Raw genomic sequence first — 20,510 nt, 5'->3', positions numbered from 1 at the left:
ATTGGGTGCCAAACCCACGAGAATCTTTAAGGAACGAAAGATTCTTCCAAAAAAAGCATCATCTCTTTTGAGATGATGCTTTTTTCTATGCAAAAATCACACTATTCATGCTTCCCAAACACCGCGTTGCCACTTATCTACGAACTGTTCGAAGGTCAACCCATAGCGTTCTCTAATTTTATGATAGACAAAATAATGACCTAGCGTTTCAATAAGACGGTCTTCCATTTGTTTTCCTCCTTGTTAAACGAATTCCTTAACTCATACAGTTTATTCACTGAAGGGTTGTCCATAGACATTTAAGGAAAAAGTTATTTGTGTAACTAGGATGGGCAACTCGACTTAGTGTTTATACCTACTGTAAGAAATACCTGGCAATATGACGCCAGTTCTTATATTGTGAATGGAAACTTACCATGACCACTGTTACATCCAGGTTCCCAGGTAGCTATAGTTGTCTGAATGCGGCACTAGGATCTAATAAAAATGGGGTGCGCGAAAATCTTAGAACACTGGCTTGGTTCATAGTAGTACCCAATTTTATGCTTCCTTATATTTAAAAAAAGATCTCAATGGAGTAAATCACCATTGAGATCTTTCGATTCTATTAATGTAATCATAAATATTGAATGTTGATACGACGGAACGTGTGCTCCACGACACCGATAAAAACACAATTAAGTTGTTGTTCCTTCAATATTCGTCTCAGGAGCCGTTTCTTCTGGTTCAATATCTGCAAATGTTTCATTTTGTTCCTCTAAGTCACGTGTGCGGTGTGCAATTCGTGAAGATGCAGAAGCAGCAATACTTGCAACTAAATCATCCAAAAACGTATGAACGCCATTCCCTACTTTTGTATCTAATTTTTTGATGATGCCTATTTTGTTTTTATCTAAGTGTCCAAATGTCGTGACTGCAATGCTACCGTATGTAAAGACAGAGCCTAGAGCAATCGTTTCATCCACCCCAAATAACCCTTCATCGGATTCCACGATCTGTTGAAGTGGTGATGATAGCATTTTCTTCTCGGCCAATTCATCTAGTTCAATCCCAACTAAAATAGCGTGCTGCATTTCCCTTTTTTTCAAGACACTTTCTACTGACACTATACAGTGCTCAAGCGTTAATCCAACATTATATGCAATTTGCATTTCGAACACAATTTTCGCCACTTCTTCAGTCGTGACCCCGCGTCGTTCTAATGCTGCTTTTGTTGCTTCATACACTTGTCTTGAGTGAATACGCCCTTGATTTCTATCCATGACCCCAGCTCCATTCTTTCAACACTTAGTATCGTTATTCATCATTATACCTTCCTCCTGCATTATGGTACAATTTCTGTAGCAAGATTCAGAGGGGGTACTGTCCGATGTCGAGAGGTACAGTTCAAGACGTCACGTTATTTAGTGACGCCTTACAAGAAGATATGCAACTGCTGATTTATATACCAGCAAATTATTCACCACTTTATAAATATACAGTGTTAATTGCTTCAGACGGGAAAGATTACTTCCAATTAGGGAGAATCCCGCGAGTCGCTGATGAACTTCTTGAAAATAAAGAAATTGAAAACATGATTATTGTAGGTGTTCCCTATAAAAATGTTGAGGATCGCCGAAAAAAATACCATCCTTTAGGTGAGCAGCATGATGCGTACTTACGTTTTCTAGCACATGAGCTTGTTCCTTATTTAGATGAAAAGTACCCAACTTATCAAATCGGCATGGGTCGAGCACTCGTGGGCGATTCTCTAGCGGCAACAGTGTCCTTACTCGCAGCCGTTAAATATCCAAATATCTTCGGAAAAGTTATTTTACATTCCCCAATGGTGAATGAAGACGTTTTATCTAAAGTTGAAAACATTCGAACACCCCATTTGTTCTCGGTTTATCACATTATTGGCACCCGAGAAAATGAAGTGAAAACAACCACTGGAAAAATCGAGAATTTCTTAAAGCCGAACCGTGAGTTGAATTCTTTGATGAAAGAAAAAGGGTTTTCCTTGTTCTATGACGAATTTGAAGGAGACCATACTTGGAAGCATTGGCAACCGGATTTAAAACGTGCAATCAAAATGAATTTCAGTCTTTAATCGTAAAGAATCACATAGTGTGTACATATTGTTGAACAAACTTGTGCTCTTTTATATACCGATATCTGAATTTCTCACTTTCTAACACTTTAAATTAAATTAAGTCCATTAACTTTGCTATAATCAATGTATGCACTTACACAACTAAAAAGGAGGTTTTTATGATGAAATACGGAGTCGTTGCATTCCCATCAAAAAAATTACAAGATTTGGCTAATTCCTACCGCAAACGTTATGATCCACATTATGCTCTCATTACTCCCCACATGACGGTTAAAGGAGTTTTTGAAGCAGATGACACTGAAATCGAAAAACTAGCTAGCGAAATTGGCGACATTGTGAAACGTCATAAACCTTTCAAGCTGCATGTTAGAGGATTGAGCTCATTTTCACCAGTAACAAATGCTATTTATTTTAAAGTAGCACCTACTGAAGAATTGTTGAAGCTTCAAGAAGATCTTCACACAGAGGAAATTGGTAAAGATTCGGAATATGCTTTCGTTCCACATATCACAATTGCTCAAAAAATGTCGTCAGGTGAACATGATGATATTTATGGTCAATTAAAAATGATTGGTGTCGATCACGAAGAAATAATTGACCGACTACACTTGCTTTATCAACTAGAAGATGGCTCTTGGACGGTTTATGAAACATTCCGATTGACTGGAGCTGGGAATTAATTGATAACAGCTAAGCGTGTTGAAACTGAAGAAGAAAAAAACGATGCATTTCTTGTTCGTCAGCAAGTCTTTGTGGCAGAACAAGGTGTTCCTGTACATTTAGAATTAGACGATTTTGATCAATCTGCAGTCCACTTTGTCGCTTATGATCGCGAATTACCAATCGGGGCAGGCCGTATTCGTGAACCTGAACCGGGCATTGCAAAAGTGGAACGTGTCTGTATCTTGCCAAACTATCGTGGAAAACATTTAGGGAATTTAATGATGGAGAAAATGGAATCATATGCAAAAGAAACAGGTTTGACATCTGTCAAACTCAATGCCCAATCCTATGCAGTTCCTTTTTATGAAAAACTTCAGTATGAGATTACATCACCAGAATTTATGGATGCTGGAATTCCCCATCGTGCAATGAAGAAAGAATTGTAAAAAAAGCACTTGTTCATTTGAACAAGTGCTTTTTCTTATTCTTTTTTCTGATTCATCATGGAAGCAATCTCATTTAGATTAAGCTTATTTCCTTTTGAGATAACTGACTTAACGATTTGATCTTCAAAATCACTTGAAATCGACTTCCCAGCAACCTTAGATACTTTACGCACAATTTTTTTCACTTGTTTTTCATCTGAAAAATCAGCGTATTGTATCGCATTTGCTAATGCAAAAACCTCATCCATTGAAACTCCGGTTTTTTGCTCGATTTTCTTAAAAAAAGAGTCGTGCATTTGTTCTCCTCCTATCATACATAACTTCTACCTACGATGATTAATAGGATGAAAAGTACAATAATGAGGACAAATGTTGACCCTTGATTAGGTGCCTTAATAGCATGCATTAGTGCATATTCACCGTAAGGATAACAACTATCGTACATATTGATGCTCTCCCTTCCCATTCGAACTAGAATATGCAAGAATGTTCAAATGAAAAGGGCTTATTCCTCAGGACACTTTCCCTTTGGATTTAAAAATTAGAGCTGCGATAACTCCAAAGACGATTGCTGCACTAATTCCCGAACTAGTTACCTCGAACATACCCGTTAACACACCTATTAGTCCGTGTTTTTCCGCTTCTGCCAAAGCACCATGTGTTAATGAATTACCAAAAGACATAATTGGGATCGTGGCTCCTGCTCCTGCAAAATCGATAAATGGTTCATATAAACCCAAGCCATCTAGTACTGAACCAATGACCACCAATAAACTTAATGTATGTGCAGGCGTTAATTTCGCTACATCAAAAAGAAGTTGACCTACTACACATATTAGTCCACCTACTACAAAAGCAATAATGATTGAAAATATCATATTGTCACCTCAATCCATCGACAATTCAACAGCGTGTGCAATACAGGGAATGGACTCGCCTTGTTGAAATGATAATGGGGATAGTAATGCACCTGTTGCCACAAGTAAAACTTTTTTCCATTGTTTCTTTAAAAGTTCTGCATAAATCGGACCATAATAAACAGTCGCTGAACATCCTGCGCCACTTGCCCCTGATAATAACTTATCGTTATTTCCGTAAAATTCTGCACCAGCATCCCGGTATTGATCAACAAAATATGAAGACACCCCACTAGTACGGATTAGTTCTTTCAAAATGGCTGATCCAGTTTTACCAAGGTCTCCTGTCATTACAAAATCGTAGGAAGTTCCTTTATTTTGCGATAGATGAAATTGAATCGTATCGAATGCCGCCGCTGCCATTGCACTTCCCATGTCTAGTGGGTCTTTTAATTCACAATCAACCACTTGTCCAATCGTCGCAGAATGCACGTAAGGTTTATCACTTTGATAGTGTGAGAGTACTCCAAAGCCTCCACCAGTCACCGTCCATTGTCCTGTAGGAGGTTTTTGTGCTCCATATTCAATCGGGTATCGAAATTGTCTTTCAATCGCATTGTGCTGACTTGCCGATCCAAATAGTATTCGTTCCATATGATTTGTTTCAAGAAAAAAACTTGCCGTAATTAATGTAGAAATGCTAGTTGCACACGCTGAAAACATCCCCATGAATGGAGTAGCTAATTCTCGAGCTGCAAAATTTGTAGGTGTCATTTGATTGACCAAATCTCCTGCTAAAAAAAGATCGATATCTGTCGTTTGAAATCCACCTTTCATGATAGCCAGCTTGCATGTTTCTTCTATTAAATAGGCATGTCCTTTTTCATTCGTTTCTTGACCAAATCGTTCATCATCATATACAAGGTCAAAATGTGGAAGAAATGGACTTTGTTTTTCAAGTGGTCCCACTGCAACAGCAGTCGATACAATACTTGGCTTAGAAGCAAACTGATATGTTCGTGCATTTTTCACCAATTGATGACCCCCACTTGGACAAGTATTGTTTTGATTAGTGCTACAACGAATGCTGAGAATACCCCATACACAATGACGGATCCAGCAAGTTTAAATATGTTTCCCCCAACTCCTAGGATAAAACCTTCTGATTTATGTTCGATCGCTGCAGAAACAACGGCATTCCCAAAACCGGTGACGGGAACAGCTGAGCCTGCTCCACCAAATTGTCCGATTTTCTTATAGATGCCCAATCCCGTCAAGACCATAGCTATAAACACCATCGTCGCAACAGTGGGGTTGCTTGACGTTCGTTCTGTAAAAGGGAAAAAATACATGTACATGAATGAAATGATTTGACCAATCCCACAAATAATGCCGCCAGTAAGAAAAGCGGTCAAACAATTTTTCAAGACGGGACGCTTTGGTGCAAGTTGATCCACCGTTTGTTGATATGTTTTAGCATCCATTACGTTGCCTCCTTCGAAAGTGCTTGTAACTTATCAAGGTCTTTTTTCACTTTATCTTTTTCAGGTTGTTCTTCAATGATTTTCTTTAGCTCCCACGATATTTTCAAATCACTCGATACGAATACCTTGTGATCTGGAAATAGGGATTTCACTTCTTTTTCGAAAGACTTGGTGATTTTTTCTTTACTGAATTTTGACAGTGGTTTCACTTGAATTGTCACGACAAGTTCATGATCAAAAAAAACAGCTGATCCTTCACTAATCTTTTCTTGGTCAGCTATGAATTCTTCGAGTTTTTCAAGTTCTTGTTGATTGTCTTCCACATGGTAGGAAGTAACTTGAGGTCTTTCAGAGCAACCACCAACTAACAGTAAAACGCAACTAATGAACCATAATTTTTTCATGTCACAATCACCTTTTCTCCTAGTATGGTTTTTTTCACAAACTTTATGTATTAATTGGTTTCCCCGCCCTGCTCTTATATCACAAACGACATACTTTATAAAGAACGAAAGAGAGGTGAAAACAAAATGGGATGTGGGCGTAACTTCGATTCATCGTCTTCTGGTCATGGCTTTTCAAACAAAGGATGCATTTGTGATGTAGTTCGAGCAATTAAGGACATTCAAGATGCAGCAACCGATAATGAATGTGCAGGATGTCAAAGTTGCTTTATGGAGCCACTTGGAGGAATGGTAAATCCTTCACGTCATCAAGCAGATACTCGTGTATTCATGTTATTAACAAAAGACGGTACACCATTCAAAGCATTTTTCCGTCACTTCGATCGCTTTGACAATGGTCATGGTCACGGTGGTGATAAGGATAAGAAAGACAAACACGATGATAAAAAAGAAAGCTGTTTTTCAATATTCTTCCGTGTAGAAGAAATATTTGATGGTTGCTGTGCAACTCTTCGGGTATTAGTGCCCTTTGATCGTAAAGATGATGAGGTAAATTTAATTGACAAAGATGGAAAGCTAGATCTTAATGAGATTTGTAATGTTCGTGATTTCCGTCTTTCCAACAGCTGTGTTACAGTTGATTTGAATTGTTTCTGCGGAATTGAATGTGTAGCAGACGTATTTCTAGGTGTTTGTGATTAATTAATAAACACTTCAAGCGTGCAGTGTCTAATAAGCCCGATTTCCTAAAACTAGGAAGTCGGGCTTGATTTATGGATTTTTTTAGTTTGTGAATATTGATAGAAATCATGTGTGTTTTTTTGATGTACCCATCACATTAATAAAAGTGACTAAACGCAAAAAAACACCCACTTGCTAAAATGGATGTTTTTTGTCGTTAAAATCGAACAGGCAGGATTTTTCCTCCCCACCAAATTTCTTGAATTTCTTGAATTTCGACAGCGATTACTTCATTACCAGGTGATTTAATTTGAACACTTGATGGAAATAATTGATCAACAAAACCAAAAATTTGATCTCCATTGTGTAAATGAAAACGTAGTGGTTTATACACATATTTTGCGAAATCTGTCGATAAAAACCGTAATCTTCTCCACATCACTGAGTCTGTAACATCCTCGTTAGGTTCTTTACCTGTTTGAAGTTGTTCAGTTTTAGCCACTTCTTTAACTTCATCAACTGCTTTTATTACAGGATCAGGAAATATGGACGTACTTTCTTCTTGCCAATGTGAAACTTTTTTAATATGTCTATACACCGGCGGACCTTGGACAAAAAGGAGCGGATCATTTGCCAATGACTAATACACATCCTTTTTGATTTATTTTATGCGGTTGGGTTACTGAGTGTGAAAGCAACGGAAACATTGAGGAATTGTGTCGAAGTTGCCGTATACGTCAATCTAACCATTCAATTTACTGACACCCCTTTTTATCAAACTGAAATCATGAGATGAGTTCAGAGTTGTGAAAGGAACATAGTGGCTAGACCTAAGTATATCAATATACTTATAATGTCATTCAGTGTTGTAATAAATGGACCAGATGCGACAGCGGGATCAATCTTCATTCGATGAATAAGAAGTGGTATAAATGAACCCGACAACGTAGCCACAAAAATGGAACCAAAAATGGCAGCTCCTACTAACAGCCCAAGTATCAAATCATGTTGACTGAAATAAACAATTCCCACTCCGATCACAGCACAAACAATTCCAGTTATTAGTCCTGTTCCAGCTTCTCTGATTAATAACTTTATTTTACTTTGCTCTGCAATATCCCCTGTAGCTATTCCTCGAACTGCAACAGCTAATGCTTGAGTTCCGCTATTACCGGCCATACCTGCAATTAATGGAAGAAATACAGCTAAAATTGCCACTTCATCTAATGTTTCTTCAAATATGCCCATTAAATTAGCAGTTAACATACCCAGAAATAGTAAAATAATTAACCAAGGAAGTCTTTTTTTAGCAGCTGTTAATGGTCCTTTGTCAAACGTATCCATTTCTGAAACGGCAGCTAATTTCGAGTAATCGTCATTCGCTTCTTCCTCTAATACATCCAATATATCGTCGACTGTAATAATCCCAAGTAAATGGTTTTGGAAATCGACTACAGGAACGGCTAAAAAATCATAGTCTTTGATCATTCTAGCTACTTCTTCTTGGTCTTCACTTACAGATACACTAACAACACGCTCATTTCGAATAAATTTAATCAACGTATCTTCATCTGCGATGATTAAATCGCGTAGTGACACAACTCCTGTCAACTGATGATCATCATTAACTACGAAAAGATAGTAGATGGTTTCGGCTACAGGTGCTGCATTTCGCAAGATAGTCATAGCAGAACGTGCAGTCGAATTTTCTGGTATCGCTACATATTCTGTCGTCATAATCGAACCTGCTGTATATTCATCATAGTGTAGCAAGTCCTTAATTTCTTGAGCCGACTCATCATCCATAATGGTTAAATAACTTGCAACTTGATCTTTATTTAATTCATTCAACACATCAACTGCATTATCTGCATACATTTCGGATAACATATCAGCAGCATAAGTCGTTTCCATTTCTTTTAAGAATGGCTCGTATTCATCATCATCTAGTTCAATGGACTGGAAAATTTCCGCCATTTCTTTTGGAGAGAGATACTGATAGATTATTTGCCTGCGGTCAGGACCAACCTTCTCAAAAAATTGTGATTGTTCATACGGATGTAAGGATAAAAACACTTCCCTGAATTCATCCACTTGATGGTCATTTAATAATGAGTTTAATTGTTCTGTATCAACTTGGTTTTCTTCATTACTATTACGATCTTCTAGCATGTATACCCCCTCCTTTCTATATGATGTTTTCATTTTAATATTTTTCATTGTATCGGTTACACTTATAATATGGCAATACATTAATTAGGAGATGATTAATTTGGCTTATGACATAATCGGTGACATTCATGGATGTTTCGATGAATTAAAGACTCTAATCATAAAGTTAGGTTATCAACCGAAATCAGGTATTTTCGTTCATCCAGAAGGTCGTCAACTTGCATTTGTCGGTGATGCTACAGATCGAGGTCCACAATCACTTGCCGTCCTAGAATTACTATTCGCACTACAAGATGCAAACGCCTTAAATTATTCCCCGGGAAATCACTGTAATAAACTTTACCGCTTTTTTAAAGGAAGTAATGTTCAAATCACACATGGTTTGGAGACAACTGTCGAAGAGTTCAAACACTATCCAAAAGAGAAACGCCAACAATTCCGAAAAAGATATATTGCTTTTTATGAGGCGTTGCCTACTTACCAATCACTTGATCAAGATCAACTTGTAATTGTTCATGCCGGAATTCGAGAGGATTTGTTAGGAATACCAATAAACAAAAAAATTAAAACGTTTGTGCTATATGGTGATATCACGGGCGAATTTCTTGCTGACGGTCGACCTTTACGAAAAGACTGGGCTAAGCATTATAAAGGTTCTGCATGGATCATTTACGGACATACACCTATACGAAATGTCCGTTTTAAAAACCGTACCGCTAATATCGATACTGGCTGTGTTTTTGGTGGGAAATTATCGGCTCTTCGCTACCCAGAAATAGAAGTTGTTTCGGTACCTTCACTCCAGCCTTTTATGGAAGAAAAATTCCATGATTACTTGGACTAAGGAATTAATTTTTGGATGTCTTCAGGTAGTGAACTAGTAAAGGTCATCTTTTTACCACTCAGTGGATGCGTAATATCCACTGAAGCACAATGAAGTGCCTGACGATTAATACGGTCTAATTTCCCTCCATACAAATCATCTCCAACTATTGGATGACCGATATGTGCTAAATGCACACGAATTTGATGTGTTCTCCCTGTGTGGAGTAGACACTTCACATGCGAAAAATCTGCATACTGACGGATTACGCTTACATCGGTATGCGCAAATAGTCCATCTTCACGCACTTCCCTTTCAATAATACTACTTCCTTTACGACCAATTGGTTTGATGATTTCTTGAGTAGTTCGTTCAAGCTTGCCATGGACTATGGCTTCATATGTTTTATTCATGACATGGCCATGATTCATGATGTGATGAATATGCCGATTTTTCACCAGACACACAATACCTGATGTATCGCGATCGAGTCGTGTCAAAATATGCACGGTAGAAGGAATCGACATTTGTTCATAATAATAAGCGATAAAATTTGCCAAAGTTCCTGACGGATGTTCCCTGGAAGGAATCGTGCTTTGGCCATGAGGTTTATTGACAATCAATAATACGTCATCTTCATAGATAATTTCAAGATTTCCTTTTTGTCGAATTAAACCTAAACTTACTTCTTCAAAAGGAAAAATGACGGTCACGATGTCTCCTTTCGAAAGTGGATGCCTAACCGTCTTTTCGTGACCATTAACAAGTAGGGAACCCCCGCCAAATTTGATAGAAGTTAAAGTTCGTTTTGATATTCCCCATTTAGATAAGGCCTCCCGTAGTAAGACCTCCTCGATTGCTTCAAAAGTAAGTTGAAATTGTTTACACATCGCTGTCAATGAACGAATCGTGCACGCGAGTCCAAAATGGGAACGGACGGAACCTTGCAAATCGCACTTTTTCTTTGGCAACACGGTATTGGATAGATTTGACGTCTTTATGCAGCAATTGTAAATGATCGATTGTCACCATAAAATCAGGAGCTTTTACTGGCTTCAACACACATACATGATGTGCAGGTAGAACAAGTGGTGCTCCCACTGTGCGGAAGACACGGTTATTGATGGAGGCCATTTCAGTTAATTGCATCGCTTCGAGTGAAGGATGAATCACAGCACCTCCTAGAGCTTTATTATAGGCTGTACTCCCTGAAGGAGTGGACATACAAAGGCCATCGCCACGAAAGCGTTCAAAGTGGCTATCATTGAGTTCTACGTCCATTACTAACGTCACGTCGGGTGATTTAATCGTACTTTCATTTAAAGCTAGATAAACACTTTGCTCTTCCGTATTTCGATAATTTATCGTAGCTTCAAGAAGCGGATACTGAATGACTTCAAACTGATGCTTAGCAATTGAGATGACCAATTTCTCGATTTCGGAAGGTTTCCAATCTGCATAAAAACCTAAATGACCAGTGTGAATCCCAACAAATGCTACGGTTGATAGTTGTTCACGATATCGATGAAAAGCATGAAGCAATGTTCCATCTCCCCCGATAGAAATAACGATATCCGGTGATTGTTCATTCCACTCTAAGCCGAAATCAGATAAATAGGTTTTGGCACGGTCCATCAGTTCATTCGAGTATTCATCATTACGTGATTGAATGGCAAATTTCATGAACGGTTCGACCTACTTTCTTGAGAGTTTGAAGGGAAATTAGCATTTCCCGTTTCTTTGTATTCACTAAAGTATTTTTGTGCTTCTTGGATTTCATCCCGAATAAGAGACATTTCTTCATCTAAACGAAAAGCAGCTTCTGCAGCACTTTGCAAACGATTTTTTATTTCTTTAGGGAATTTCCCTTTGTATTTATAGTTTAAAGAGTGTTCAATCGATGCCCAAAAATTCATCGCCAGTGTACGAATTTGAATTTCTACCAATATATTCTTTTCACCATGAATTGTCTGTACTGGATACTCCACGATCATGTGATATGACCGATAACCGCTTGGTTTTTCTTGCGAAATATAATCTCGCTCTTCAATCACTTTAATATCATGCCGATTCCGTAATAATTCTACTACGGTTTCAATATCATCTACAAACTGACACATCATACGTAGTCCTGCGATATCTTGAAGTTCATGTACAAGTCGCTCTGAAGGTTCAAATATTATTCCTTTTTCGAGCGTTTTATCATAAATACTTGCGAGTGGTTTTACTCTACCTGTAACAAATTCAATCGGTGAGTTTGTATTTTCATTTTCAAATTGTGTTCGCATGCCTTTAAACTTTATCTTCAATTCATCAACTGCCTGTTTATAAGGCTCTAAAAAACGTTCCCATTGCCCCATGAATAAATCCTCCTGCCACTGCCAAAATAATTAATATATAGCTAGTTGTTCTTTAAATGATTGTTCTACTGCTGCTGAAAATTCAGAACCGTAATTATGATTTCCTTCAATATTAAAAATGAGCATCGATAGTTCTTCTCGGAAATGAAGGAGTGAAATTTCGGTGTCGCCCCAAACTAAAATGGGTTCGGTTTCTGCACCCAGGCTATCTGCAAGGAGCGGCCACACCGTTTGAGGAAATTGGACATATGTATAGCCTTCTGAGTCGTCCATGATATAAATAAAGGCATTGTTCTCGGAATCAGTCAATAATTTACCAGCTGCTTTCACTGCATGCTTAATTGGGGCGTCTTGTAACAAAAATCGAATGTCCGCCCCATATTGAACACCGCTATCAACGATATATAATTTACGCAAAATACACTCGTCCTTTCTAGCATTACTTACCACATATTTTATCACAGCTGCTCACATGTTGCAGTTTGCAAATTTTTTAGGATAATAATGATAATAAGGGAGTGAAGGAAAATGTCGATTCAAAAAGAAATAGAATTTAAAAACCTATTAGAAAAAGACGAGTTTCATCGATTATGTAGTGGCTTTGATATTTCACCGAAAGATTTCCATACTCAAACCAATACTTATTTCGATACCATAGATTTCAAGTTACGTAATGCTTCAATGGGGTTTCGTTTAAGAGTGCTTGAAAACCGCAATGAATTAACATTAAAATCACCAGGTGACAATGTTCATACAATGATTGAAATCACACGTTGTATTGATACACAAGAACGTGATCAAATCCTGGATCTCGGGACGATAAAAACCCACTCATATGACGAATTTAAACAGTTACCAGATGCACTGGAGGCATTTGGTTCATTGCGCACAAAACGTGCAGAAGTGACATATCAAGGTGGTTCGCTCGTTCTCGATTGTTCCGATTATTTGGGGCATACTGATTATGAAGTGGAATATGAAGTAACTGATGCAGAAAAAGGTCAACAAATTTTTCTTTCATTGCTGGGGGCATATCAAATACCAATACGGAATACACCCAAAAAAATCGCGCGATTCATGAAAATGGCACAACAAAAATAAAGTGTATGAATGTTCTAAAACTCACTTGATAAGTGTTGGAATTGTGAAAAATGTTGAAAGTCCGCCGACTGAAAGAGATTGCAAATTCAATTTGTTTGAGAAAAAGTCGTTAGGTTGATAGAATGAGAATACAGCTAAAGCAAAGGAGTTCATAACATGACCCGAAAACCTATACTTCCTTACGAGGAAATTGGTCCGGATAAATTGTCGCAACTTATTGATGCATTTTACGAAAGAGTCGCGGCACACCCAAAGCTTAAGCCAATATTTCCAGATGACTTAACAGAAACTGCTCGTAAACAAAAACAATTTATGACGCAATATTTAGGCGGACCTAATATATATTCGCAAGAACATGGACATCCAATGTTACGTGCTAGACATATGCCCTTCCCCATTACACCAGAAAGAGCCCAGGCGTGGTTAGAGTGTATGGCGGAGGCAATGGATGAAGTGAATTTAGAAGGTAAAATTCGCGAAGATTTTTATCATCGTCTTGTCCTGACTGCTCACCATATGACGAACAGAATAAATCCCGAGGAGGAAGTTGAGTGACTAACTTGCAGATTCCTTCCGAAACGATTGTTTCTTCAAGTTCAACAAAGCCAATGGAAATTTATGCATTTATTGATCCGTTATGCTCTTCTTGCTTTGATTTACAACCGATTTTAAGAAAGCTACAAGTCGAGTACGAACAGTACTTTACTTTACGCGTTATTCTTAGCACTCAGCTTTCTACTCTTAATTCATTTTCTAAAAATCTTTCGATTAATGAGGATGATTTTATCCACCCTGCCCTCCCTTCCGTTGCCATTAAAGCGGCTGAACTTCAAGGGAAACGAGCTGGTATTCGTTTTTTACTAAAATTACAAGAACAATTATTTTTAGATACAAAAAATGTAGCGAACTACTCTAGCTTGATATCGATTGCTGAACAGGCACAATTAGATGTTGAGGAATTTAAATCGGATATACATTCAAAAGAAGCCATCCATGCCTTCCAGTGTGATCTTTACATTCGACGTGAGATGGATGTCACTGAATCCCCAAGTATTGTTTTTTTCAATGAACGTATTGAAGATGAAGGCCTAAAAGTATGTGGGATTTACTCCTACGATGTATATGAGAAAATTTTAGCTGAGATGTTGGATTTCCAGTTAAATCGCCAAGAACCGCCTTCACTCGATGAGCTATTTTTAAGATACAATACATTATCTACTAAAGAAGTCGCATCTATTTATGGCGTTACGAATTATGCCGCAGAACGCGAGTTAAAAAAGCGAACATTACTGCAACAAATAGAGCGTATTCCATTTGCTGGTACCACTCAATGGAGACTGAAAACCTTAACTAAATAAAATCCACTTGCCTGAGACTCTTTGATAGTCGAAGGCAAGTTTTTTATGCGCAACACAAAAGAACCGCCTACTCCTTTTATAGAGTGGCGGTTCTTTTTTTACAAAGGGGATGGGAGAAATGTTCACGTTCAAACAAAGGGGTGTAAGTTTGTATGTGATTTATTTCACATCTAAACGATATCATGCCATAATGAATAAATCAATCTTTCACAATCTATTTCACAAATTTGTCATAGAGAAAGCGTTTCCATTACTAAAGAGCCTCAATCATACAGTTTATTTATTACTATTTTAATATAAAGATAAGTTGAAGAATCATGTTGAATAAAAAAGGTGAGAGTATAATTCCCCATGCATGCCGCAAGAGCTAAAATGTACGATTATCAAACCAAGATAGTATAACATAAATTAATATAAAAAAAGGGCTGTCTAATAAGTCCCTAAAATAAAAAAGGTGAAGAAAAACGAGTCGTTTTTCTTCACCTTTTTTATTTTTTCACTTACCCCCTCGAAATTAACTGGCGGATGCCTGTTACTTTCAATAGGTTGTGGGCTAATGCCATCAATCCCAAATTCTGTGTGGACCTTTTCGAGGCCCTGTAGTAAAAGTCTGCACAGCGACCGATTGCCTTGATGTAACCAAAAACACTTTCTACGTCAATTTTACGTTGCGCGTAGAAAGTGTTTTCATTTCACATTCAAGGGCTGCTTTTACCTTTGCTTTCATTTCCTCAAAAATAGGGTTCCATTGTCCTTGCGATTGCCTTTGGCTTTTGTACAGAGTGCTTTTAACGGACAATCTGAACAGTCTTCGCATTCGAACACTGCGAGACCCCGCAGTGGAGTGGAGCGAAGCGACCGAGGAGGCTCACCGCCCGCCCCGCGGAAAGCGTCCTCCTGTAACGGAAATCAACAGCGTCATTTTTATATAAAAAGAGGGCTGCCCTTAAAAGTCATTTTCTATGACTTTTGGGACAGCCCCTTTTTTTCTTATTTTAATAGCAAACTTTCTAACTCGACAAGTTTCTCTTCAAATACTTTACAAGCTTCTTCGATCGGTGTAGCAGATGTCATATCGACTCCAGCTTTTTTCAATACTTCGATTGGTGTATCTGAACAACCTGCTTTTAAGAAATCATTAATATATCGATCCACGGCTGGTTGGCCTTCTGATAAAATTTGCTTACTTAACGCAACAGCTGCACTGTAACCTGTTGCATATTGATAAACATAGTAATTGTAATAGAAATGAGGAATTCGAGACCATTCTAGACCAATTTCTTCATCAACCACTAGGTCTTCTCCAAAATATTTTTTATTCAATTCATAATAAACTTCCGTTAATTTATCGGCAGTTAAAGCTTCCCCGTCTTGATCCATTTTATGAATCAAATGTTCAAATTCAGCGAACATGGTTTGACGGAAGACCGTTCCACGGAACCCTTCTAACCAATAGTTTAATAAGTAAATACGTTTTTGCTCATCTTCGATTGTGTTTAACAAATGCTCATTTAATAATGCTTCATTACATGTTGATGCAACTTCCGCAACGAAAATCGAATAATCACCGTATGTAAACGGTTGATTTTCACGAGAATAATAGCTGTGTAAGCTATGGCCGAATTCGTGCGCCAAAGTAAATAGATTGTTTACGTTGTCCTGCCAATTCATCAAGACATAAGGGTTTGTCCCATACGCACCCGATGAATAAGCACCAGAACGTTTCCCTTTGTTCTCAACTACATCAACCCATCGATTATTCAATCCTTTTGCCGCAATCGACACATACTCTTCACCAAGCGGCGCAAAGCTCTTTAACATGATGTCTTTTGCTTCATCGTAAGGAATCTCCATTTTCGCTTCTTTGACAAGTGGTGTGTACAAATCCCACATGTGCAAATCATCAACGCCTAGTACTTTTTTACGTAAAGATACATAACGATGCAATAAGTTTAAATTCTTATTCACTGTGTTTACTAGATTTTCGTAGACTTGCTCTGGGATATGATTTTCAGACATAGCTGCATGACGAGCAGACGTGTAGTTACGTATACGTGCATTCACATTGTCGCGTTTAACATTTCCAGCTAGTGTGGATGCAAAGGTGTTGCGGAACTTTCCGTATGTGCCATACATCGCACGGAAGGCATCTTCACGTACACGACGGTCTTCACTCTCTAAAAAGCGTGAATAGCGACCATGAGTTAATTCAACCTCATCCCCATTCTCATCAACAATCGATGGGAACTCTAAATCAGCATTGTTTAACATGCTGAAAGTTTGAGAGGATGCATTTGCCACTTCTGATACTTGTGCTAGTAATGCTTCTTGTTCTGCTGGAAGTACATGTGGCCGCATCTCATTGATTTCTTTTAATACTTGTTTATATAATTGTAGACCTTCATGATCGGCTACGAAACTTGTTAATTGGTCTTCTTCTAATGACAAAATCTCTGGTGTCATGAATGATAGACCAGTCGATACTTTCACAAGTAACGTTTTAATACGGCTATCCATTGCTTGATAATGACTATTAGTTGTATCTTGATCGTATCTCATATGAGAATAGGTGTATAAACGGTAAATACGTTCTTGCACTTCATCTTTATAAGTCAATGCTTTAAATAATGCATCTGGACCATTTTGAAAAGTCCCTTTAAAGGAATCAGCTTTCTCCGCCAGTTCACTTACTTCTTTGTATTCTTTTTCCCAAGTTTCATCGCTTACAAAAATGTCTTCAAGTTTCCAAGTTAAATCAGTTGGTACTTCACTTCTCGTAAGCACTTTGTTTTTTGCTTCTGTTGTCATTTGCAATCCCCCTCGTATCGATTTAATTGAAAAATCGAATAACGACTATATTTTCTCAATTCTCACAACGTTTTGCAACTATTAGCTTATGAAAATGATTAAATAAATTTATTTGATTCATGGGTTGGTGTGTAATCGACTGAAAAGTGTGGTAATCAAGCTCAAGAAGAAACTCACAATAACGACTGACAACTTCGACTGCTTTGTTACGATTAAAAACTTTACAGTGATTAACAGTAAACATTTCTATCCATTCTTTACTTACATATTTCAAATCAATTTTACTCCGACTAAGTCCACAAACCAGTGCCATCTGCCATTCAACAAGATGATCTTGAATCGTTTCAGAATCTTCGATTGGAAAACCAATATACAGAGGCAAATTTTCTGGACGGATTTGCTGTACATAACATTGTTTCAGAAAACGGTCTTGGGCTCCGAATTTACTGGAAAAAATCCGATTTCTTAAATATCTTGCTCGCTTTTGTTGAAAAATATGCCAATACCGTTGTCTATCTGGGATTGAAAGTGGTTTTACTCGTGCAAACGGAAAAGTTTGTTGATCGACGGACAAGGAAAGTACCTTCGCAACAAATGCTGTCCCACCAATATGCATCAACTGTGATATGTAAACAAATTGCTCAGTTGTTGTATCATAAGTGATGATTGTTGCTCCGGTTACTTGGTGCTTGTTAATAAAGGATTGAACGAATTTGGATAGCTTTACATACGAGATTCCCATAGATAATTCATGAATATGATTTGGTGTGGAAAGCAACCAAATTGAAGGTAGGTTAATACTTTTATAACCTTGGTTTCTTTTTGCTACATCTTCACTGGAAATCACACTGCATTGAAACTCAATGGCAAACCTTTTACCTTTTTGTTGTATTAATAAATCTGGTCTCTGTGCGATTTTCGGCAAATATGCCTCGACTGCCACTTCACAACCTGTACGTGCAAAAAATTCGGTGAGCTGTTGTTTTCCTTTTAAATGTCCGGGGGATTCTCTTTCTGAAAATGAAGTTAAACAGTTGTTTATTACAATATGAGCGAAATGAGGAATCACGACTTTGCCAATTTTTAAGCGAAGTGGATTTTCGCATTGGGGGCATGTAAATTGACTCGTGTTTCGCAATTGTAGTAATTGTTCTCGTGACATATGTTGTGTGATTGTGAAGACTTCTGAATGATCTTTAACTGCGGTTAAAATAAACATTCCTCCTTTATCCCATTTTATGAATATTCAGTTAAAAATGCAAAAAAAAACCTCCCCGTGAAGGGAGGAGTTTAACTGAAATGTCTTATGATTTGTTCAAAAACTTCATCGGCCATGATTTCTTTTCCGTATTCTTGCATACGGTGGACAGTGACAGTGGATCTAGCTGTATATTCCGTAAGAATACTTAGCATATTTTCTATTTCTTCTTCATTAATCAATTCAGCGTCTGCTTTTACATAAAGGTAATAACGGTCTTTATAAGCGAATAAAGACGTTGATACGTACGAAGGCAATTCAATACGTTTAGCTAAAGGAATTAAATCTTCAAAATCATTTACAAAGAATGTAAACTCTTCCTGTGATTCTTCAGTTCCAGCAAAAAGACCACTATAGTCATCCACAGATTCCTCATCTGTCGAACTTTCTGACATATTAGAGAAGTATTGACCCTTATCATCCATTTCAAATGGTGAGTCCACCTTCTTACCATCACTACTAATTTGTGCTCGAGTTACTGTTACTTCAAGTCCTTTATCCATTGCATGAACTTGAATCCAAAGTGGACCTTCCACTTCAAAGTCAGATTCGTCATTAATTTCATCCATCATTTCCCAAAAGAGTTCTTCACTTTTATCTCGATTAAACCAAATTTCATCTCGGCTGAAGCCTCTTTTTTCAATGTCGATGTATGAAATGTAGAATTTGACTGTGTTTTCATTAATACGTTCGATATCCATTTTACACATCTCCCTTCTATCGCTTAATAAGGGATGCCCCTTTCAAGCAACACTTCAAGCCGCTTCCGATACAGTGTCTGTTTCTATTGTATGACGGTCCAGAAGAAATGAAAAGGATATACTTTTATACTCTGGAAAAATACATTTTATAGAATAGTATATGAGATCGCAATCATTAGCAATTAGAAAATGTAAAATGACTGATCATTCTTCTCATCTTAGGTAAGAAGAAGAATCAATCAGTCATTTTTATTGTCAATTAATATTCTAATTTAGTTAACCATGCGTTGGGCTTCAAGCAATTGATAAGCACGAACTTTTCGAGGTAAGAACCGACGAATTTCATCTTCATTATACCCTACTTGTAGTCGTTTTTCATCTAATATGATCGGACGACGTAATAGTCCAGGATGCTCTTGAATTAACTCATATAAGCGTTGAAGAGGTAAGCTTTCTACATCAACGTTCAGTTTTTGGAATATTTTAGAACGAGTAGAAATAATCTCGTCTGTGCCATCTTCAGTCATTCGTAATATTTCTTTTATCTCGCTAATACTTAGCGGTTCCGAAAAGATGTTACGCTCAGTATATGGAATTTCATGCTCTTCTAACCATGCTTTCGCTTTACGACATGACGTACAGCTAGGAGAAGTAAACAATGTTACCATCATAGGAACACTTCCTTTCAAATATATAAACAAGTTTAATCTATTGGTACAACTATTTGTTTAGAATGACTTTAATATAGGTTGATAAATTTTATTATACACTTATTTTGACCAATTTAATATAGATTATGAATAAAAAGTCAAGTATTTTAATTGAGCGCCATGATTTAGTCATAAAATGTTGATATCCTTACGTTGTTGAATGATTTCTTTTCTTTACATTTAAAATATACCCACACATTCACTTTTTTAAACATACCAGTTAGACATCTTTTGCAATTCTCAATTAGGAAATGAAAATGACAAAATTCATCCTTTCTCTTCATTAATTATACGTATTACACTTGGAAAAGGTTTCATTTTCAACGAAAAAAAACTCATTTTTCTTTAATTTTTTCAATCTCTGGGCATTAAAGAAAAAACGATAAGTTCATTGTTTTAGCAAAGCTTATTATCTCTTTGCATAACCATATCGTAAATCGCCATTATTGGGCTAAGATTTACAAATCAATACTTGGTAATTATCGAAACACCAATGGATATTATTATCCTCAATATACAACAAAAAAACGAGCCTTCCTTCGATAAAATCAAGGGAATGCTCGTTAGTTATTGGTTTACATTGTACTGA

At 37.3% G+C, this 20,510-nt stretch carries 27 protein-coding genes; 8 read left to right on the top strand and 19 right to left on the bottom strand.

Going from position 1 to position 20,510, the window contains the following annotated elements; all coding sequences use genetic code 11:
• Positions 1–105 precede the first annotated feature (105 nt).
• Both GY23_RS18900 and GY23_RS00985 read right to left on the bottom strand, forming a co-directional pair.
• Complete coding sequence (locus tag GY23_RS18900) at positions 106–228, bottom strand: hypothetical protein (RefSeq protein WP_281251477.1); 123 nt, start codon at positions 226–228, stop codon at positions 106–108.
• Between the two features lie 449 nt (positions 229–677).
• A complete protein-coding gene (locus GY23_RS00985; protein WP_075617339.1) occupies positions 678–1,262 on the bottom strand; it encodes a phosphatidylglycerophosphatase A family protein in 585 nt (194 codons plus the stop codon).
• A 107-nt stretch (positions 1,263–1,369) separates the two neighbouring features.
• Between GY23_RS00985 and GY23_RS00980 the strand changes: the two genes are divergently transcribed.
• From GY23_RS00980 to GY23_RS00970, 3 genes are all read left to right on the top strand, one after another.
• A complete protein-coding gene (locus tag GY23_RS00980; protein WP_075617338.1) occupies positions 1,370–2,092 on the top strand; it encodes an alpha/beta hydrolase in 723 nt (240 codons plus the stop codon).
• Positions 2,093–2,256: 164 nt separating this feature from the next.
• The gene (locus tag GY23_RS00975) at positions 2,257–2,775 is read left to right on the top strand and encodes a YjcG family protein (RefSeq protein WP_075617337.1); all 519 of its coding nucleotides are present in this window, start codon (positions 2,257–2,259) and stop codon (positions 2,773–2,775) included.
• Positions 2,776–3,204 carry a GNAT family N-acetyltransferase gene (locus GY23_RS00970; protein WP_075617336.1) on the top strand — a complete coding sequence of 143 codons (429 nt, stop codon included), beginning with the start codon at positions 2,776–2,778 and terminating at the stop codon, positions 3,202–3,204.
• 35 nt (positions 3,205–3,239) lie between these two features.
• On the opposite strand, the gene GY23_RS00965 is transcribed toward GY23_RS00970, so the two are convergent.
• The 6 genes from GY23_RS00965 to GY23_RS00940 form a co-directional block, all read right to left on the bottom strand.
• The gene (locus tag GY23_RS00965; RefSeq protein ID WP_075617335.1) at positions 3,240–3,500 is read right to left on the bottom strand and encodes a stage VI sporulation protein F; all 261 of its coding nucleotides are present in this window, start codon (positions 3,498–3,500) and stop codon (positions 3,240–3,242) included.
• A gap of 14 nt (positions 3,501–3,514) precedes the next feature.
• The gene (locus GY23_RS00960; RefSeq protein ID WP_075617334.1) at positions 3,515–3,649 is read right to left on the bottom strand and encodes a YjcZ family sporulation protein; all 135 of its coding nucleotides are present in this window, start codon (positions 3,647–3,649) and stop codon (positions 3,515–3,517) included.
• 67 nt (positions 3,650–3,716) lie between these two features.
• Positions 3,717–4,082 carry a stage V sporulation protein AE gene (gene spoVAE / locus GY23_RS00955; RefSeq protein WP_075617333.1) on the bottom strand — a complete coding sequence of 122 codons (366 nt, stop codon included), beginning with the start codon at positions 4,080–4,082 and terminating at the stop codon, positions 3,717–3,719.
• 9 nt (positions 4,083–4,091) lie between these two features.
• Positions 4,092–5,096, bottom strand: a complete 1,005-nt coding sequence (locus GY23_RS00950; protein WP_075617332.1) for a beta-ketoacyl-[acyl-carrier-protein] synthase family protein — start codon at positions 5,094–5,096, stop codon at positions 4,092–4,094.
• Positions 5,090–5,545, bottom strand: coding sequence for a stage V sporulation protein AC (gene spoVAC, locus GY23_RS00945; RefSeq protein WP_075617331.1), 456 nt, complete (start codon positions 5,543–5,545; stop codon positions 5,090–5,092). Before spoVAC ends, GY23_RS00950 begins: the two co-directional genes overlap by 7 nt.
• On the bottom strand, positions 5,545–5,949 hold the full coding sequence (locus GY23_RS00940; protein ID WP_075617330.1) for a hypothetical protein: 405 nt from the start codon (positions 5,947–5,949) through the stop codon (positions 5,545–5,547). The genes spoVAC and GY23_RS00940 overlap by 1 nt, the downstream gene beginning before the upstream one ends.
• Before the next feature lie 126 nt (positions 5,950–6,075).
• On the opposite strand from GY23_RS00940, the gene GY23_RS00935 reads away from it, so the two are divergent.
• Positions 6,076–6,651 (top strand): CotY/CotZ family spore coat protein, encoded by a 576-nt coding sequence (locus GY23_RS00935; protein ID WP_075617329.1) that lies wholly within the window; start codon positions 6,076–6,078, stop codon positions 6,649–6,651.
• Between the two features lie 196 nt (positions 6,652–6,847).
• Here the strand turns inward: GY23_RS00935 and GY23_RS00930 are convergent, their stop codons facing one another.
• Positions 6,848–7,228 carry a hypothetical protein gene (locus tag GY23_RS00930; protein ID WP_245827532.1) on the bottom strand — a complete coding sequence of 127 codons (381 nt, stop codon included), beginning with the start codon at positions 7,226–7,228 and terminating at the stop codon, positions 6,848–6,850.
• A 200-nt stretch (positions 7,229–7,428) separates the two neighbouring features.
• The gene (gene mgtE, locus GY23_RS00925; RefSeq protein WP_075617327.1) at positions 7,429–8,802 is read right to left on the bottom strand and encodes a magnesium transporter; all 1,374 of its coding nucleotides are present in this window, start codon (positions 8,800–8,802) and stop codon (positions 7,429–7,431) included.
• A gap of 100 nt (positions 8,803–8,902) precedes the next feature.
• Between mgtE and prpE the strand changes: the two genes are divergently transcribed.
• A complete protein-coding gene (gene prpE, locus GY23_RS00920; RefSeq protein WP_139311057.1) occupies positions 8,903–9,646 on the top strand; it encodes a bis(5'-nucleosyl)-tetraphosphatase PrpE in 744 nt (247 codons plus the stop codon).
• Here prpE and GY23_RS00915 read toward each other — a convergent pair.
• The 4 genes from GY23_RS00915 to GY23_RS00900 are packed head-to-tail and all read right to left on the bottom strand — an operon-like array spanning position 9,643 to position 12,402.
• Positions 9,643–10,515, bottom strand: coding sequence for an RluA family pseudouridine synthase (locus GY23_RS00915; RefSeq protein WP_075617325.1), 873 nt, complete (start codon positions 10,513–10,515; stop codon positions 9,643–9,645). The genes prpE and GY23_RS00915 overlap by 4 nt on opposite strands.
• The gene (locus GY23_RS00910) at positions 10,508–11,308 is read right to left on the bottom strand and encodes an NAD kinase (protein ID WP_075617324.1); all 801 of its coding nucleotides are present in this window, start codon (positions 11,306–11,308) and stop codon (positions 10,508–10,510) included. Before GY23_RS00910 ends, GY23_RS00915 begins: the two co-directional genes overlap by 8 nt.
• On the bottom strand, positions 11,305–11,985 hold the full coding sequence (yjbM, locus tag GY23_RS00905; protein ID WP_075617323.1) for a GTP diphosphokinase: 681 nt from the start codon (positions 11,983–11,985) through the stop codon (positions 11,305–11,307). Before yjbM ends, GY23_RS00910 begins: the two co-directional genes overlap by 4 nt.
• A gap of 30 nt (positions 11,986–12,015) precedes the next feature.
• Entirely contained in the window at positions 12,016–12,402 is a 387-nt protein-coding gene (locus tag GY23_RS00900) for a UPF0738 family protein (protein WP_075617322.1), read from the bottom strand.
• Positions 12,403–12,513: 111 nt separating this feature from the next.
• Between GY23_RS00900 and GY23_RS00895 the strand changes: the two genes are divergently transcribed.
• From GY23_RS00895 to GY23_RS00885, 3 genes are all read left to right on the top strand, one after another.
• Complete coding sequence (locus GY23_RS00895; protein WP_075617321.1) at positions 12,514–13,086, top strand: CYTH domain-containing protein; 573 nt, start codon at positions 12,514–12,516, stop codon at positions 13,084–13,086.
• A 156-nt stretch (positions 13,087–13,242) separates the two neighbouring features.
• Positions 13,243–13,641: a globin domain-containing protein gene (locus GY23_RS00890; protein ID WP_075617320.1), complete on the top strand. Its 399-nt coding sequence runs from the start codon at positions 13,243–13,245 to the stop codon at positions 13,639–13,641.
• Complete coding sequence (locus GY23_RS00885; RefSeq protein ID WP_075617319.1) at positions 13,638–14,444, top strand: ClpXP adapter SpxH family protein; 807 nt, start codon at positions 13,638–13,640, stop codon at positions 14,442–14,444. The genes GY23_RS00890 and GY23_RS00885 overlap by 4 nt, the downstream gene beginning before the upstream one ends.
• A gap of 723 nt (positions 14,445–15,167) precedes the next feature.
• Here the strand turns inward: GY23_RS00885 and GY23_RS18985 are convergent.
• The 5 genes from GY23_RS18985 to spxA all read right to left on the bottom strand — a co-directional run bounded on the left by GY23_RS18985 (position 15,168) and on the right by spxA (position 19,879).
• Positions 15,168–15,269 carry a transposase gene (locus GY23_RS18985; RefSeq protein ID WP_161487550.1) on the bottom strand — a complete coding sequence of 34 codons (102 nt, stop codon included), beginning with the start codon at positions 15,267–15,269 and terminating at the stop codon, positions 15,168–15,170.
• Between the two features lie 165 nt (positions 15,270–15,434).
• Entirely contained in the window at positions 15,435–17,252 is a 1,818-nt protein-coding gene (pepF, locus tag GY23_RS00875; RefSeq protein WP_075617318.1) for an oligoendopeptidase F, read from the bottom strand.
• Positions 17,253–17,307: 55 nt separating this feature from the next.
• The gene (locus tag GY23_RS00870) at positions 17,308–18,471 is read right to left on the bottom strand and encodes a competence protein CoiA (RefSeq protein ID WP_075617317.1); all 1,164 of its coding nucleotides are present in this window, start codon (positions 18,469–18,471) and stop codon (positions 17,308–17,310) included.
• Between the two features lie 71 nt (positions 18,472–18,542).
• On the bottom strand, positions 18,543–19,211 hold the full coding sequence (gene mecA / locus GY23_RS00865) for an adaptor protein MecA (protein ID WP_075617316.1): 669 nt from the start codon (positions 19,209–19,211) through the stop codon (positions 18,543–18,545).
• 272 nt (positions 19,212–19,483) lie between these two features.
• Positions 19,484–19,879 (bottom strand): transcriptional regulator SpxA, encoded by a 396-nt coding sequence (spxA, locus tag GY23_RS00860; protein ID WP_169834549.1) that lies wholly within the window; start codon positions 19,877–19,879, stop codon positions 19,484–19,486.
• Positions 19,880–20,510: the final 631 nt, after the last annotated feature.

The sequence above is a fragment of the Paenisporosarcina indica genome (assembly GCF_001939075.1).
GTDB classification, from domain to species: Bacteria; Bacillota; Bacilli; order Bacillales_A; family Planococcaceae; genus Paenisporosarcina; species Paenisporosarcina indica.
Note: the sequence above shows the minus strand (reverse complement) of the source record. Positions and strands in the feature narration are given on the sequence as shown.

What these genes read in the sequence shown, in the direction of transcription:
- mecA (WP_075617316.1), bottom strand. Translation starts at nt 19,211, where the DNA reads ATGGATATCGAACGTATTAATGAAAACACAGTCAAATTCTACATTTCA.
- GY23_RS00940 (WP_075617330.1), bottom strand. Translation starts at nt 5,949, where the DNA reads ATGAAAAAATTATGGTTCATTAGTTGCGTTTTACTGTTAGTTGGTGGT.
- GY23_RS00975 (WP_075617337.1), top strand. Translation starts at nt 2,257, where the DNA reads ATGAAATACGGAGTCGTTGCATTCCCATCAAAAAAATTACAAGATTTG.
- GY23_RS00890 (WP_075617320.1), top strand. Translation starts at nt 13,243, where the DNA reads ATGACCCGAAAACCTATACTTCCTTACGAGGAAATTGGTCCGGATAAA.
- mgtE (WP_075617327.1), bottom strand. Translation starts at nt 8,802, where the DNA reads ATGCTAGAAGATCGTAATAGTAATGAAGAAAACCAAGTTGATACAGAA.
- GY23_RS00985 (WP_075617339.1), bottom strand. Translation starts at nt 1,262, where the DNA reads ATGGATAGAAATCAAGGGCGTATTCACTCAAGACAAGTGTATGAAGCA.
- spxA (WP_169834549.1), bottom strand. Translation starts at nt 19,879, where the DNA reads ATGGTAACATTGTTTACTTCTCCTAGCTGTACGTCATGTCGTAAAGCG.
- GY23_RS00870 (WP_075617317.1), bottom strand. Translation starts at nt 18,471, where the DNA reads ATGTTTATTTTAACCGCAGTTAAAGATCATTCAGAAGTCTTCACAATC.
- GY23_RS00915 (WP_075617325.1), bottom strand. Translation starts at nt 10,515, where the DNA reads ATGTGTAAACAATTTCAACTTACTTTTGAAGCAATCGAGGAGGTCTTA.
- GY23_RS00935 (WP_075617329.1), top strand. Translation starts at nt 6,076, where the DNA reads ATGGGATGTGGGCGTAACTTCGATTCATCGTCTTCTGGTCATGGCTTT.
- GY23_RS18900 (WP_281251477.1), bottom strand. Translation starts at nt 228, where the DNA reads ATGGAAGACCGTCTTATTGAAACGCTAGGTCATTATTTTGTCTATCAT.
- GY23_RS00895 (WP_075617321.1), top strand. Translation starts at nt 12,514, where the DNA reads ATGTCGATTCAAAAAGAAATAGAATTTAAAAACCTATTAGAAAAAGAC.
- spoVAC (WP_075617331.1), bottom strand. Translation starts at nt 5,545, where the DNA reads ATGGATGCTAAAACATATCAACAAACGGTGGATCAACTTGCACCAAAG.
- spoVAE (WP_075617333.1), bottom strand. Translation starts at nt 4,082, where the DNA reads ATGATATTTTCAATCATTATTGCTTTTGTAGTAGGTGGACTAATATGT.
- pepF (WP_075617318.1), bottom strand. Translation starts at nt 17,252, where the DNA reads ATGACAACAGAAGCAAAAAACAAAGTGCTTACGAGAAGTGAAGTACCA.
- yjbM (WP_075617323.1), bottom strand. Translation starts at nt 11,985, where the DNA reads ATGGGGCAATGGGAACGTTTTTTAGAGCCTTATAAACAGGCAGTTGAT.
- GY23_RS00910 (WP_075617324.1), bottom strand. Translation starts at nt 11,308, where the DNA reads ATGAAATTTGCCATTCAATCACGTAATGATGAATACTCGAATGAACTG.
- GY23_RS00960 (WP_075617334.1), bottom strand. Translation starts at nt 3,649, where the DNA reads ATGTACGATAGTTGTTATCCTTACGGTGAATATGCACTAATGCATGCT.
- GY23_RS00965 (WP_075617335.1), bottom strand. Translation starts at nt 3,500, where the DNA reads ATGCACGACTCTTTTTTTAAGAAAATCGAGCAAAAAACCGGAGTTTCA.
- GY23_RS00980 (WP_075617338.1), top strand. Translation starts at nt 1,370, where the DNA reads ATGTCGAGAGGTACAGTTCAAGACGTCACGTTATTTAGTGACGCCTTA.